Annotated in this window: 13 protein-coding genes and 1 riboswitch; of the genes, 11 read left to right on the top strand and 2 right to left on the bottom strand. The window is 70.2% G+C overall.

Annotation, left to right across the window (positions count from 1 at the left end):
* Window positions 1-176 precede the first annotated feature (176 nt).
* From ACIOD1_RS34180 to ACIOD1_RS34135, 10 genes are all read left to right on the top strand, one after another.
* On the top strand, window positions 177-767 hold the full coding sequence (locus tag ACIOD1_RS34180) for a CDP-alcohol phosphatidyltransferase family protein (protein WP_365628777.1): 591 nt from the start codon (window positions 177-179) through the stop codon (window positions 765-767).
* 101 nt (window positions 768-868) lie between these two features.
* Complete coding sequence (locus tag ACIOD1_RS34175; RefSeq protein WP_365628772.1) at window positions 869-3,367, top strand: mannose-1-phosphate guanyltransferase; 2,499 nt, start codon at window positions 869-871, stop codon at window positions 3,365-3,367.
* A gap of 110 nt (window positions 3,368-3,477) precedes the next feature.
* Window positions 3,478-4,383, top strand: coding sequence for a DUF881 domain-containing protein (locus ACIOD1_RS34170; RefSeq protein WP_401907006.1), 906 nt, complete (start codon window positions 3,478-3,480; stop codon window positions 4,381-4,383).
* Window positions 4,380-4,712 (top strand): small basic family protein, encoded by a 333-nt coding sequence (locus tag ACIOD1_RS34165; protein WP_281207173.1) that lies wholly within the window; start codon window positions 4,380-4,382, stop codon window positions 4,710-4,712. Before ACIOD1_RS34170 ends, ACIOD1_RS34165 begins: the two co-directional genes overlap by 4 nt.
* A 5-nt stretch (window positions 4,713-4,717) precedes the next feature.
* Window positions 4,718-5,545: a DUF881 domain-containing protein gene (locus ACIOD1_RS34160; RefSeq protein WP_365628766.1), complete on the top strand. Its 828-nt coding sequence runs from the start codon at window positions 4,718-4,720 to the stop codon at window positions 5,543-5,545.
* Between the two features lie 82 nt (window positions 5,546-5,627).
* Window positions 5,628-6,569, top strand: a complete 942-nt coding sequence (locus ACIOD1_RS34155) for an FHA domain-containing protein (protein ID WP_365628800.1) — start codon at window positions 5,628-5,630, stop codon at window positions 6,567-6,569.
* 19 nt (window positions 6,570-6,588) lie between these two features.
* Entirely contained in the window at window positions 6,589-7,353 is a 765-nt protein-coding gene (locus ACIOD1_RS34150; RefSeq protein ID WP_365628763.1) for a MerR family transcriptional regulator, read from the top strand.
* A 64-nt stretch (window positions 7,354-7,417) separates the two neighbouring features.
* Window positions 7,418-7,891, top strand: coding sequence for a bifunctional nuclease family protein (locus tag ACIOD1_RS34145; RefSeq protein WP_007262890.1), 474 nt, complete (start codon window positions 7,418-7,420; stop codon window positions 7,889-7,891).
* A gap of 222 nt (window positions 7,892-8,113) precedes the next feature.
* The gene (locus tag ACIOD1_RS34140; protein WP_365628760.1) at window positions 8,114-8,752 is read left to right on the top strand and encodes a MerR family transcriptional regulator; all 639 of its coding nucleotides are present in this window, start codon (window positions 8,114-8,116) and stop codon (window positions 8,750-8,752) included.
* Window positions 8,753-8,821: 69 nt separating this feature from the next.
* Window positions 8,822-10,357 carry a DNA polymerase IV gene (locus ACIOD1_RS34135; RefSeq protein WP_365628757.1) on the top strand — a complete coding sequence of 512 codons (1,536 nt, stop codon included), beginning with the start codon at window positions 8,822-8,824 and terminating at the stop codon, window positions 10,355-10,357.
* On the opposite strand, the gene ACIOD1_RS34130 is transcribed toward ACIOD1_RS34135, so the two are convergent.
* The gene (locus ACIOD1_RS34130) at window positions 10,358-10,729 is read right to left on the bottom strand and encodes a PRC-barrel domain-containing protein (protein WP_365628754.1); all 372 of its coding nucleotides are present in this window, start codon (window positions 10,727-10,729) and stop codon (window positions 10,358-10,360) included.
* Between the two features lie 122 nt (window positions 10,730-10,851).
* A riboswitch (glycine riboswitch) is annotated at window positions 10,852-10,950 on the top strand.
* A 196-nt stretch (window positions 10,951-11,146) separates the two neighbouring features.
* On the opposite strand from ACIOD1_RS34130, the gene gcvP reads away from it, so the two are divergent.
* Window positions 11,147-14,041: an aminomethyl-transferring glycine dehydrogenase gene (gcvP, locus tag ACIOD1_RS34125; protein WP_365628751.1), complete on the top strand. Its 2,895-nt coding sequence runs from the start codon at window positions 11,147-11,149 to the stop codon at window positions 14,039-14,041.
* A 133-nt stretch (window positions 14,042-14,174) separates the two neighbouring features.
* On the opposite strand, the gene ACIOD1_RS34120 is transcribed toward gcvP, so the two are convergent.
* Window positions 14,175-14,363, bottom strand: coding sequence for a DUF5999 family protein (locus tag ACIOD1_RS34120; protein WP_365628748.1), 189 nt, complete (start codon window positions 14,361-14,363; stop codon window positions 14,175-14,177).
* Window positions 14,364-14,596: the final 233 nt, after the last annotated feature.

Below are 14,596 nucleotides of genomic sequence, written 5' to 3'. Positions count from 1 at the left end.
CCCTGTGGGAGAGTAGGACGCCGCCGAACAATCATTGTGGGAAAGCCCCGCACCAACCCTTACGGGTTCGGTGCGGGGCTTTTCTGCGTTTACGGTCCGGTGTGGCCGGTGTGGACTCCTGTAGGGTCAGGGGGCATCGTTTCGACCATTTCTAGCGTCACAGTGGAGGCCCCCGGGTGGAGGTCCAGGAGACTCGGGTTCAGACCGACCGAATTTTCACCATTCCGAACATCCTGAGCATGGCTCGCCTCGTGGGCGTGCCCCTGTTCCTCTGGTTGATCCTGGCCGGCTACGACGGGTGGGCGCTCGCCGTCCTCATGTTCAGCGGGATCAGTGACTACCTCGACGGGAAACTCGCCCGCCGCTGGAATCAGATCAGCAATCTCGGCCGTCTGCTGGACCCCGCCGCGGACCGGCTCTACGTCCTGACCACACTGTTCGGCCTGACCTGGCGGGAGATCCTTCCCCTGTGGCTCACCGGACTGCTCCTCGCACGCGAGGCGATGCTGCTGGTCATGGTGTGGATCCTGCGCCGACACGGCTACCCGCCGCCCCAGGTCAACTTCCTCGGCAAGGCCGCGACCTTCAACCTGATGTACGCGTTTCCCTTGCTACTCCTCAGTGATGGCACGGGTTGGTTGGCCTGGATCGGCGCCGTTTTCGGATGGGCGTTCGCCGGATGGGGTACAACTCTGTATTGGTGGGCAGGAATCCTTTACGTGGTGCAAGTCCGCCGTCTCGTCAAGGCGGATGCCACGGCCGATTGAGCTCACTCGGCGCCGGTACTGACGCGGAGGAGTAGCGGAGTCACGGTCCGGGATGGGTGAGGTCGGCAAGACCGTCATCTCTCGAGGAGGACTCTTCCGACATGAAGGCCGTCGTGATGGCCGGTGGCGAAGGTACGCGGCTTCGCCCCATGACCTCAAGCATGCCCAAGCCGCTCCTGCCGGTGGCAAACCGGCCGATCATGGAGCACGTGCTCAGGCTGCTCAAGCGGCATGGTCTCAGTGAGACCGTGGTCACCGTGCAGTTCCTGGCCTCGCTCGTCAAGAACTATTTCGGGGACGGCGAAGAGCTCGGGATGGAGCTCACCTATGCCAACGAGGAGAAGCCACTCGGCACCGCCGGCAGTGTGAAGAATGCCGAGGAGGCACTGAAGGACGACACCTTCCTCGTCATCTCCGGCGATGCCCTCACCGACTTCGACCTCACCGAGCTCATCGCCTTCCACAAGGCGAAGGGCGGCCTCGTCACGGTGTGCCTGACCCGGGTGCCCAACCCGCTGGAATTCGGCATCACCATCGTGGACGAGGAAGGCAAGGTCGAGCGCTTCCTGGAGAAGCCGACCTGGGGCCAGGTCTTCTCGGACACCATCAACACGGGCATCTACGTGATGGAACCGGAGATCTTCGACTACGTCGACGCGGACGTTTCCGTCGACTGGTCCGGCGACGTCTTCCCCCAGCTCATGAAGGAAGGCCGGCCGATCTACGGCTACGTGGCCGAGGGCTACTGGGAGGACGTCGGCACCCACGAGAGCTACGTCAAGGCGCAAGCCGACGTGCTTGAGGGCAAGGTCCAGGTCGACATGGACGGCTTCGAGATCTCGCCCGGTGTGTGGATCGCCGAAGGCGCCGAGGTCAGCCCCGACGCCGTGCTGCGCGGGCCCCTGTACGTCGGGGACTACGCCAAGGTCGAGGCGGGGGTCGAGATCCGCGAGCACACCGTGATCGGATCGAACGTCGTCGTCAAGAGCGGTGCCTTCCTGCACAAGGCCGTGGTCCACGACAACGTCTACATCGGGCCCCACAGCAATCTGCGCGGCTGCGTGATCGGGAAGAACACCGACATCATGCGCGCGGCCCGCATCGAGGACGGGGCGGTGATCGGCGACGAGTGCCTGGTGGGCGAGGAGTCCATCATCCAGGGCAACGTCCGCGTCTACCCCTTCAAGACCATCGAGGCCGGCGCCTTCGTCAACACCTCCGTGATCTGGGAGTCCAGAGGACAGGCGCACCTCTTCGGTGCCCGCGGCGTCTCCGGGATCCTCAACGTGGAGATCACCCCCGAGCTGGTGGTGAAGCTCGCGGGTGCCTACGCGACGACGCTCAAGAAGGGCGCGATCGTCACCACCGCCCGTGACCACTCCCGCGGAGCGCGCGCCCTGAAGCGGGCCGTGATCTCGGCCCTCCAGGCCAGCGCGATCGACGTGCGCGACCTGGAGAACGTACCGCTGCCGGTCGCCCGCCAGCAGACCGCCAGGGGCGCCGCGGGCGGCATCATGATCAGGACCTCGCCCGGGGTGCCGGACTCCGTGGACATCATGTTCCTCGACGAGCGCGGAGCGGACCTCTCCCAGGCCCAGCAGCGCAAGCTCGACCGGGTCTACGCGCGCCAGGAGTACCGGCGCGCGTTCCCCGGAGAGATCGGTGACCTGCAGTTCCCGTCGAGCGTGTTCGACTCGTACACGGGCTCGCTGCTCAGGCGGGTGGACACCACAGGGATCGCCGACGCCGGGCTCAAGGTGGTCGTGGACGCCTCCAACGGCAGCGCCGGACTGGTCCTGCCCAGCCTGCTCGGCAGGCTCGGCGTGGACGCGCTGACGATCAATCCCGGGCTCGACGAATCCAGGCCCACCGAGACCAGGGAGTCCCGGCGGGCCGGGCTGGTGCGCCTCGGGGAGATCGTCGCCTCGGCGAGGGCGGCCTTCGGGGTCCGCTTCGACCCCGTGGGCGAGCGGATCTCGCTGGTGGACGAGCGCGGCCGGATCATCGAGGACGACCGGGCGCTGCTCGTACTCCTCGACCTGGTGGCCGCGGAGAAGCGCAGCGGCAAGGTGGCCCTGCCGGTGACCACCACCCGGGTCGCCGAGCAGGTGGCGGCGTACCACGGCACGCAGGTGGAGTGGACGACGACCTCGCCGGACGACCTGACGCGAGTGGGCCGCGAGGAGACCACGATCTTCGGCGGGGACGGCCGGGGCGGATTCATCGTCCCGGAGTTCAGCAGCGTCTTCGACGGGTCGGCGGCCTTCGTCCAGCTCATCGGGCTCGTCGCCCGGACCCAGCTCACCCTGAGCCAGATCGACGCCCGCATCCCGCGGGCCCACGTCATCAAGCGGGACGTGCCGACCCCGTGGGCCACGAAGGGCCTGGTCATGCGTCGGGTCGTGGAGGCGGCGGGCGACCGGCAGGTCGACACCACCGACGGGGTGCGCGTGGTCGAGGCGGACGGCCGGTGGGCCCTGGTGCTGCCGGACACGGCGGAGGCGGTCACCCACCTGTGGGCCGAAGGCCCCGACGACGCCTCCGCGCAGGCCCTGCTCGACGAGTGGGCCGAAGTGGTCGACGGCGGAGGACAGAGCTGACGGGCGCGGGAGCCCCGTAGGAGGGACGTCCGGTGGGCCGGGTACGGGGAGTCACCCCGGCCGGCCCGCCGGACGGTCGCATTCGGTGGGGGCGGCGCCCTCGTGCGACGATGTGCGGCATGTCGCAGCCTCCCCACAACCGGAGTTCGGCCACACCGCCCCCGCGCCCCGACGCGTCCATGTCGCTGCTGACGCACGTGATGGACCACAGTCTCGACGAGGGTTATGCGGAGGCGTCGGCCCGGCGTGCGGCGGACGGCACGGCGGGACTGCCGAGGTCGCTCAGGGCCAAGCTGGGGCTCGCCGCCGGCCTCGTGATCGCGGCCATGGTCGTCACCCTGGGTGCGGCGCAGGCGCGGATAGCGGCCCCGGTGCTGGCCAAGGAGCGCCAGGAACTGATCGACCGGGTGGAGCGGGCCGACGGCCGCGCGGACACCCTGGAGAAGGACATCGAGCGGCTGCGGACCGAGGTCGAGGACCGGCAGAACGAGGCGCTCAAGCAGCACGGCGGTGACCAGGGACGCCTCGTCGCCCTGCTGGCCGGCGCGACCGAGGTGCACGGCCCCGGTGTGAGGCTCACGGTGGACGACGCCAAGGGGGCCTCCTCGGGCGGCGGCGGAGGGCCGCGCGAGAGCGCCGGTTTCTCGAACACCGGGCGCGTGCGCGACCGGGACATGCAGCGCGTCGTCAACGGGTTGTGGCAGGCCGGAGCCGAGGCCGTCTCGATCAACGGACAGCGCCTGACGGAGCTGTCGGCGATCAGGGCCGCCGGTGACGCGATACTGGTGGACAACAAACCGCTGGTGCCGCCCTACGAGGTCCTCGCGGTGGGCGACAAGAAACGGTTGGGCACCACGTTCCAGGACTCCGTGGACGGCCAGTACCTGCACGTGCTCCAGGAGAGCTACGGGATCCGGTACACCCTGTCCGCCCTGGACGAGGTCAAGGTGCCCGCGGCGTCGAGCCTGACCGTACGTACAGCCACAGCAGCAGAAGCGAAGAAGGGTGCATCGTGATCGCGGTACTGGGCCTCGTGGCCGGAGTGGTGGTCGGGCTGCTGGTCAGGCCCGAAGTGCCGGCCGTGGTCGAGCCTTATCTGCCGATCGCCGTGGTGGCCGCGCTCGACGCGGTGTTCGGCGGGTTGCGGGCGATGCTGGACGGGATCTTCGTCGACAAGGTCTTCGTGGTGTCGTTCCTGTCCAACGTGGTCGTGGCCGCGCTGATCGTCTTCCTCGGGGACAAGCTCGGCGTCGGTGCCCAGCTGTCCACGGGCGTGGTCGTCGTCCTCGGCATCCGGATCTTCTCCAACGCCGCGGCCATCCGCCGGCACGTCTTCCGGGCGTGAGGCCGATGAACTCCGAGCACGGTGAGCGCGACGGGCATGACGGGCACGACGCGCGCGACGAGAAGGCCGAGCGGTCGGACGCCCCGCCGGTGGAGCCCCCGGTGACCGAGGAGACGGGCCGGCAGCGGCTGGCGGCGGGCCTGTGGCCCCCGCGCGTGAGCCGGGCCCAACTGATCGTCGCGCTGTTGCTGTTCGTGTTGGGCCTGGGCCTGGCCATCCAGGTACGGTCCAACAACGACGCCAGCGCTCCGCTGCGCGGCGCCCGCCAGGAGGACCTCGTACGGATCCTCGACGAACTGGACGGGCGGACCAAGCGGCTGGAGGACGAGAAGCAGAAGCTGGAGGACCAGCGCAAGGAGCTTCAGAGCAGCTCCAACCAGGCGGAGGACGCCCGGAGGCAGACGCTGGAGAAGGAGCGCCAACTGGGCATCCTGGCCGGTACGGTGGCTGCTCAGGGGCCGGGGATCACGTTGAAGATCACCGACCCCAAGGGTCAGGTACGGTCCGACCAGATGCTGGACACGCTCCAGGAGCTGCGGGCCGCCGGGGCCGAGGCGATCCAGATCAACGGCGTGCGCGTCGTGGCGGGCTCGTACTTCTCGGACGAGGACGGCGGTGTGGGGATCGACGGTAAGAAGATCACACCACCGTACGAGTTCAGGGTGATCGGCAAGCCGCAGGATCTGGAACCGGCGCTCAACATCCCCGGTGGTGTGGTGCAGACGCTGGAGAAGGAGCAGGCCACGGTCGCCGTCACACGGTCGGCGAAGATCGTCGTGGATGCCTTGCGGGCTGCGAAGCAGCCTGACTACGCTCGGTCGTCATCGCCGTGAGGCGGGGCGGAAGGTCGACGGGCTCACGCGGGCTGGCGCCTGCGGGGGGTCGACGCACAGAAGTCGCGGTGCGTGGTGGAAACTGTCTGGTGGTTACGGACGTTGTCAGAATGTCCGGGTCGGCAGGTGTGTGCATGCAGAGTTCGTCCTGCCCCACGGGCGGGTCTGTTTCGGTCAAGGGGAATCGCCCGTGAAGTTGTTTGAGAAGTTGTTCGGCAAGAAGAACCGCGAGGACAGCGGTACGGCGCGCCATCGCGCGGGCCACGGTGACGTGGAGGGGCAGGGCGACCGGCCGCTCTTCCGTGACGAGGTGGGCGGCCAGGGTGACATTTCGGGCGCGCAGGGCGCGTCGAGTGTTGACCCTGCCGGTTCCGGCCGCATAGGTTTCGGTGAACCATCAACCTCAAGTACGGGTGGAGGGTTTGCCCCCGATCCGTATGCCACCAATGCCTCCGCGGGGCAGCCGCGGCGCGAGGAGCCGTCCATGTCGGCCGAGCAGATTTGCAGCAGGTGCGGGCACCGCAGCGATGCGGCCAGTCGCTTCTGCTCCAACTGCGGCGCGCCGCTGCGGCCGGGTCTGACGCCGGAGCGTGCCTCGGAGACCACGTCCACCATCTCGATCTCGGGCCTGGAGGCCTACGAGGCCGAGGTGTCCGGACAGCACGTGTCGTCCTCGCTGTCCCCCGAGGCCCAGGCCGCGGTGGAGGCACTGCCGCCCGGTTCCGCCCTGCTGATCGTGCGGCGCGGACCCAACTCGGGCAGTCGCTTCCTGCTGGACGGCGAACTGACCACGGCGGGCCGGCACCCGCAGAGCGACATCTTCCTGGACGACGTCACCGTCTCCCGGCGCCATGTCGACTTCCGCCGGGGCCAGGACGGTGGCTTCACCGTCGCCGACGTGGGCAGCCTCAACGGCACGTACGTGAACCGTGAGCCGATCGAGTCCGTCGTGCTGCACAACGGCGACGAGGTGCAGATCGGCAAGTACCGGCTGGTCTTCTACGCGAGCCTGCGGGGCATCTGACCCTTCAAGGGAAGGTCCCATGCTGCGTTCCCCGACCGGCGGTGCCCCGAAGAGCGGCACCGCCGGACCGGTCGGGCGGCTGGTGAGCATCGGCACGGTGCTGACCACGCTGCGCGAAGAGTTCCCCGAGGTCACGATCTCGAAGATCCGCTTCCTGGAGGCGGAGGGGCTCGTCGAGCCCACGCGCACTCCTTCCGGGTACCGCAAGTTCAGCACCCGGGACGTGGAACGGCTCGGCCGCATCCTGCGCTTGCAGCGCGACCACTACCTGCCGCTCAAGGTCATCCGTGAGCAGCTGGACGCCCTTGAGCGCGGTGAGCAGATCCGGATCCCTGCCCCCGCCGCGCACGGGGAGTCCGTCGACCCCACGAGTCCGGTCGCCCTCTACGGCGAGGTGGGCCGGGAGCGGCCCACCGTGGCCCGGGTCGGGCGGGCCGAGCTGATCGCCGCCGCCGAGGTGGACGAGGTGCAGCTCGTGGAGTGGGAGTCGTACGGGCTCATCTCCGAGACGCCGGGCGGGGGATTCGACGCCGAGACGGTCACCGTGGCCCGGCTGATCGCCGATCTGGGCCGGTTCGGCCTGGAGCCGCGTCACCTGAGGGCGATGAAGGCCGCCGCCGACCGGGAGGCCGGGCTGGTGGAACAGGTCGTCTCGTCACTGCGACGGCACCGCAATCCCCAGACGCGGGCGCTCGCCGAAGCCACCCTCAAGGAGCTCGCGGGGCTCTCCGTCAGGCTGCACGAAGCACTCGTGCAGACCGCTCTCGGGGTCCGGTTGCGCTGAGGGCCCGCGTCGGCATGGGGGCCCCGACTACCCAAACCTGCCGGGCAGGTCCTAGGGTTGCTGTGTGAACGAGCTCGACGTTGTGGGTGTCCGGGTGGAAATGCCCTCCAACCAACCGATCGTGCTCCTGCGTGAAGTGGGAGGCGACCGGTACCTACCCATCTGGATCGGTCCTGGGGAGGCGACCGCCATTGCCTTTGCCCAGCAGGGGATGGCGCCTGCCCGACCGCTGACGCACGACCTGTTCAAGGACGTGCTGGAAGCGGTCGGCGAGGAGCTCACCGAGGTCCGGATCACGGATCTGCGGGAGGGCGTCTTCTACGCGGAACTCGTCTTCGCCAGCGGCGTGGAGGTGAGCGCGAGGCCGTCCGACGCCATAGCGCTGGCCCTGCGGACGGGTACGCCGATCTACGGCAGCGACGGCGTCCTGGACGACGCCGGGATCGCCATTCCCGACGAGCAGGAGGACGAGGTGGAGAAGTTCCGCGAGTTCCTCGACCAGATCTCGCCCGAGGACTTCGGCACCGGCCCGCAGTGAGCGGCGCCCTCGTGGTGGCCGCTCTTCGCGGCGCCAGGGGGAAACGCGGGCCGCGTCATCCACCGGGATCCTTCAGCCCATTCGAGTAGCCTTTCCCCGCAATGGGGTACGGGAAACCACTCTCAGGGTGATTATCACTCGGCGTGCCGAGTGTGGCGATCGTTGACGCACCCCTGGTCACTGCCTACCTTCAAGGTGGCAGGTCAAGGACGGAGGGTCGGCGTGAGGATCACGGGCGACGGTACGACCGGGGGCATCCCCGCACGGAGTGACGGCGGGCCGTTCCCGCTGCACGGTGCTGCGGCGGGTTCCGCGCACCGTCAGTCGGTGCCGGCGCCGGTCGGACCGGTGAACGAGGACCCTGCACCCGAGCAGGTCGGCTATCGGGGACCCACGGCGTGCGCCGCGGCCGGCATCACCTACCGACAGCTCGACTACTGGGCCCGCACGGGACTGGTGGAGCCCAGCGTGAGGCCGGCCTACGGGTCCGGCACGCAGCGGCTCTACAGCTTCCGCGACGTGGTGGTCCTCAAGATCGTGAAGCGCTTCCTGGACACCGGGGTGGCGCTGCAGAACATCCGCACCACCGTGCACCACCTCCGCGACCGGGGCTTCCACGACCTGGAACGCATGACGTTGATGAGCGACGGCGCGACCGTCTACGAGTGCACCTCCCCGGACCAGGTCGTGAGCCTGCTCCAGGGCGGTCAGGGCGTCTTCGGGATCGCGGTGGGCGTGGTCTGGCGCGACGTCGAGAACGCGCTGTCGCAGCTCCACGGGGAGCGCGTGGACACGGGGGAGACCCTGGTGGGTCCCAACCCGACCGACGAGCTGGCAGCCCGCCGCAACCGCGCCGTCTGAGGCGGTGCGGCGCGCGGCCGCCGGGCCGGGCGTCACCGCGTTGTCAGTGGCATGGGGCAGCATCGGGCTGTGAGATCCGCGCCGACCATCCTGCACCTGGACATGGACGCCTTCTACGCCTCCGTGGAGCAGGCGTCGAAGCCCAGTCTGCGGGGCAAGGCCGTGATCGTCGGGGGGCTCGGGCCTCGCGGGGTCGTGGCCACCGCCTCCTACGAGGCCCGGCGCTTCGGGGTGCACTCGGCGATGCCGACCGCCCAGGCCCGTCGGCTCTGCCCGAACGGCGCCTACCTGATTCCCCGCTTCACCCTCTACCGCCAGGTCAGCGACTTCGTCATGGGGTTGCTGAGGGAGCTGTCGCCGCTCGTGGAGCCGCTCAGCCTCGACGAGGCCTTCGTGGACCTGGAAGCCGGGGGTCGTGCCTTCGACTCGGTGGCCGCCCGGGCGACGGGGGAGCGGCTGCGGGCGGAGATCACGGCCGCCACCGGCCTCAGCGGCTCGGTGGGCCTGGCGGGATCGAAGATGCTGGCCAAGGTGGCCTCCGAGGAGGCCAAGCCGGACGGGCTGCTGCTGATCGAGCCCGGGACCGAGCGGGAGCTGCTCGCGCCGATGTCGGTGCGGACCCTGCCGGGGGTGGGGCCGGCCACGGGTGAGCACCTGCGGCGGGCCGGGATCACCACCGTCGGGGACCTCGCCGAGGCCGGCGAGGACGAACTGGTGCGGATGGTGGGCCGGGCGCACGGGGTCGGGCTCTACCGAATGGCGCTCGGACTGGACGACCGGCCCGTGGTCGCCGAGCGGGACGCGAAGTCCGTGTCGGTCGAGGACACCTTCGACGTGGACCTCCACGACCGGGTGCGGATCCGCAACGAGGTGCGGCGGCTAGCCGACCGGTGTGTGGGTCGGTTGCGCGCCTCCGGGCACTCCGGGCGCACCATCGTCCTCAAGGTGCGCCGCTACGACTTCTCCACGCTGACCCGCTCCGAGACCCTGCGCGGGCCGACCGACGACCCCTCGGTGGTCCGGGAGGCCGCCGCGCGGCTCCTGGAGGGCGTGGACACCACCGGTGGTGTGCGGCTGCTCGGGGTCGGGGTGAGCGGCCTCGCCGACTACACCCAGGAGGACCTGTTCGCCCAGGTGCGTTCCGCCGGGGCGGAGGGGGCGGAGGCGATCGAGGGGGCCGAGCCCGCCGAGGGGCCGCCGGGGCCGTCGGCCGAGCCCGGTGCGGCGCCGGGGGCCGACGGGGTCAGCACGACCGCGGGTGCCCTTGGCGCGGCCGGGGCCCCAGGGGCTGGCGGTGCCGAGGCCGGAGCGGTTGCCGGCGCCGCCGGCGGTGCGGTCGCCGGGGCCGTGCCCGGACGGCCGGAAGTCGCCCCCGCGCGCCACTGGCCGGCCGGGAGCGACGTACGGCACGCGGTGTACGGGCCGGGGTGGGTACAGGGCAGCGGGGTCGGGCGGGTCACCGTACGGTTCGAGCGGCCCGGTGCGGCGCCGGGGCGGGTGCGGACCTTCAGGCTGGAGGACCCGGAACTGGAGAGCGCCGACCCGCTGCCCCTCGTGGGCGACGGCGAGCCGGACGCGGCGGTCCCGGACGGGACGGCCCGGTGATCAACGGTGGCGCTTGCGGACGCGGACAGGGGGCGGGGGGTGCTGGAAGTCGGCGGGCAGGGCCACGTCCAGGCCGTAGTGGTGGTAGAGCTGGAGTTCCTGCTCGGGGGAGAGGTGGCGGCCCACGCCGAAGTCGGGGGCGTCCTTGATCAGGGAGCGGTCGAAGGGCACGCGCAGGGTTTCCCCCACCACCTCGCTCGGCTCCAGGGGGACGAAGGCGTCCCGGCCGAAGAGGCCCGTCCTGACGGCGGCCCACTCCGGGACGCCCGTGGCGTCGTCCAGGTAGACCTCGTCCACGGTGCCGATCTTGGCTCCGTTGCGGTCGAACGCCTTGCGGCCGATCAGGCTGCGCGGATCGATGTCGGTCTGCACGGTCCCTCCGTACGGTCGCAGTGGTGAGAACTCATCCGTAATGACTACAAAAGTGCATTTTGGGAGAGGGGGCCACTCGAGGGAGCGTCCAGATCCTCGCTGGTAGGCTGGGTGACGGCTGTTGACCCTGTGCGGGAGAGTCCTCCGAATGAGCTCGACGGAGGCGCCGAAGGAGCAAATCCTCCCCGGAATCTCTCAGGCATACGTACCGCACGTGGTGAGGCCACTCTGGAAAGCAGGGGCGGGTACCGGCACGCAGTACCGGTTCCGCTCCTCACCGACGGTGAAAGCCGGATCTCACGGGTGATCCCCGTGCGGCCCGGTGAAGCTCTCAGGTTGAGATGACAGAGGGGGAGGCCGTCCGGGTGCCCGCGCCGTGGTGCCCCTCGCAGGTCATACGACCAGGAGGCCTCCGTCATGACCGCCAACCGCATTCCGCTCTCCCAGCTGGAGCGAGGCATCCCCTTCGAGCAGCGCCACATCGGCCCGGACGCCGAGGCGCAGGCGAAGATGCTCGCCCACGTGGGTTACGGCTCCCTCGACGAGCTCACCGCCGCCGCGGTGCCGGATGTGATCAAGACCGCCGCCGCGCTGAACCTGCCCGAGGCGCGGACCGAGGCCGAGGTGCTCGCCGAGCTGCGCCTCCTCGCCGACCGCAACCAGGTGCTGTCCCCGATGATCGGCCTCGGCTACTACGGGACCTTCACCCCGCCGGTCATCCTGCGCAACGTCATGGAGAACCCGGCCTGGTACACGGCGTACACGCCCTATCAGCCCGAGATCTCGCAGGGCCGCCTCGAAGCGCTGCTGAACTTCCAGACTGTCGTCGCCGACCTGACGGGCCTGCCGACCTCCGGCGCCTCCCTGCTCGACGAGGGCACCGCCGCGGCCGAGGCCATGTCCCTGGCCCGGCGCGTGGGCAAGGTCAAGGGCGGTGTCTTCCTGATCGACGCCGACGCCCTGCCGCAGACCATCGCCGTGATCGAGACCCGCGCCGAGCCGATCGGTGTCGAGGTCGTCGTCGCCGACCTGTCCGGGGGCATCCCGGCCGAGATCGCCGAGCGCGGCGTCTTCGGCGTGCTCCTCCAGTACCCGGGCGCCTCCGGCGCGGTGCGCGAGATCAAGCCGGTCATCGACCAGGCCCACGACCTCGGCGCCGTCGTCACCGTCTCGGCCGACCTCCTGGCCCTGACGCTGCTGACGTCCCCGGGCGAGCTGGGCGCGGACATCGCGGTCGGCACCACCCAGCGCTTCGGCGTCCCGATGGGCTTCGGCGGCCCGCACGCCGGTTACATGGCCGTCCAGGCCAAGCACGCCCGCTCGCTGCCCGGTCGCCTCGTCGGCGTCTCCGTGGACGCGGACGGCAACAAGGCGTACCGCCTGGCCCTGCAGACCCGCGAGCAGCACATCCGCCGCGAGAAGGCCACCAGCAACATCTGCACCGCCCAGGTGCTGCTCGCCGTGATGGCCGGCATGTACGCCGTCTACCACGGCCCGGACGGCCTGCGCACGATCGCCCGCCGGACCCACCGCTACGCCTCGCTCCTCGCCGCGGGCCTGACGGCCGGCGGGGTCGAGCTGGTGCACGGCTCGTTCTTCGACACCCTCACCGCCCGGGTGCCCGGCAAGGCCGCCGAGGTCGTCGCCGCCGCCCGCGAGCGCGGGGTCAACCTCTTCCGGGTCGACGCGGACCTGGTCTCCGCGGCCTGCGACGAGACCACCCTGCGCGCCGACATCGAGGCCGTCTGGGCCGCCTTCGGCGTCACCGGCCCCGCCGCGGACATCGAGGCCCTGGACGAGGTCACCCCCGACACCCTGCCCGAGGGCCTGCTGCGCTCGGACGCGTACCTGAGCCACCCGGTCTTCCACCAGCACCGCTCCGAGACCGCGATGCTGCGCTACCTGCGCAAGCTCTCGGACAAGGACTACGCGCTGGACCGCGGCATGATCCCGCTGGGCTCCTGCACCATGAAGCTCAACGCGACCACCGAGATGGAGCCGGTGACCTGGCCCGAGTTCGGCCAGTTGCACCCCTTCGCCCCGATCGAGCAGGCGGCGGGTTACGTCACGCTGATCACCGAGCTGGAGGAACGTCTCTGCGAGGTGACCGGCTACGACAAGGTCTCCCTCCAGCCGAACGCCGGCTCCCAGGGCGAGCTGGCCGGCCTGCTCGCCGTCCGCGCCTACCACCGCGCGAACGGCGACGAGCAGCGCACCATCTGTCTGATCCCGTCCTCCGCGCACGGCACCAACGCGGCCAGTGCCGTGATGGCCGGCATGAAGGTCGTCGTCGTCAAGACCGCCGACGACGGCGAGGTGGACGCGGCGGACCTGCGCGCGAAGATCGAGCAGCACCGCGAGCAGCTCGCAGTGCTGATGATCACCTACCCGTCCACGCACGGCGTGTTCGAGGAGCACGTCGCCGACATCTGCGCCCAGGTGCACGATGCCGGCGGCCAGGTCTACGTGGACGGCGCCAACCTGAACGCCCTGGTCGGCCTCGCCAAGCCCGGTCACTTCGGCGGCGACGTCTCGCACCTGAACCTGCACAAGACCTTCTGCATCCCGCACGGCGGCGGCGGTCCGGGCGTCGGCCCGGTCGGTGTCCGGGCGCACCTGGCCCCGTACCTGCCGAACCACCCGCTCCAGCCCTCGGCCGGTCCCGAGACGGGCGTCGGGCCGATCTCGGCCGCTCCGTGGGGCTCGGCGGGCATCCTCCCCATCTCCTGGTCGTACGTCCGCCTGATGGGCGGCGAGGGCCTCAAGCGCGCCACCCAGGTGGCGGTGCTCGGCGCCAACTACATCGCCAAGCGCCTGGAGCCGCACTACCCGGTGCTCTACACGGGTCCGGGCAACCTGGTCGCCCACGAGTGCATCATCGACCTGCGGCCGCTGTCGAAGGCGACGGGCGTCAGCGTGGACGACATCGCCAAGCGCCTGATCGACTACGGCTTCCACGCCCCGACCATGTCCTTCCCGGTCTCCGGCACGCTGATGATCGAGCCGACCGAGTCCGAGGACCTCGCCGAGATCGACCGTTTCTGCGACGCGATGATCGCCATTCGCGGCGAGATCGAGCGGGTCGCGGGCGGCGAATGGCCCGCCGGCGACAACCCGCTGGCCAACGCCCCGCACACGGCGGCCTCGCTGGGCGGCGAGTGGAACCACCCGTACAGCCGCGACGAGGCCGTCTTCCCGGCCGGCGTGATCGCCGCCGAGAAGTACTGGCCGCCGGTGCGCCGCATCGACGGTGCGTTCGGCGACCGCAACCTCGTGTGCTCCTGCCCGCCGCTGGACGAGTACGACCACTGATCGCCTGACGGCCTGATCGTCGGCGCCGTCCCGACACGGTGAAGGGGCCGGTCCCGGAGCTTTCCGCTCCGGGGCCGGCCCCTCTCTCGTACGTGGTCTCCCGTGCGGTGGCCTGGCGGCCGTCCCTTTCGACCTAGGCCACCGCGAGCGCGCGGTGCGGGGCGATGATCTGGCCGTCCGGCAGCAGTTCACCGGTGTCCTCGAAGAGCAGGACGCCGTTGCACAGCAGGCTCCAGCCCTGCTCCGGGTGGTTGGCCACCGGGCGGGCGGCCTCCCGATCGGCGGATTCTGACGACGGGCAGGCAGGCTGGTGCTGGCACATGGATGCGTTCTTTCGCTGCGGTGTGGTCTGTTCGCTACGGCTCGATGCGTGATTCATGGCCGTCCCCCTGTGTCGTCCCCGCACCCGCGGGGAGGATGGGCTCAGTCTTGCCCCACGACGGCTGCTTCGCAGGTATTTCCCGGCAGCTGTCCTCATGGATTGAGGACGCATCACCCGTGCGGGCGGTTCAAGCCAACTCCCCTGTCATTTCGGGTGGTTCGCGGGTGGCCCGA

Source organism: Streptomyces sp. NPDC088097 (assembly GCF_044741845.1).
GTDB lineage: Bacteria > Actinomycetota > Actinomycetes > Streptomycetales > Streptomycetaceae > Streptomyces.
This window is presented reverse-complemented; position numbering and strand designations above follow the sequence as displayed.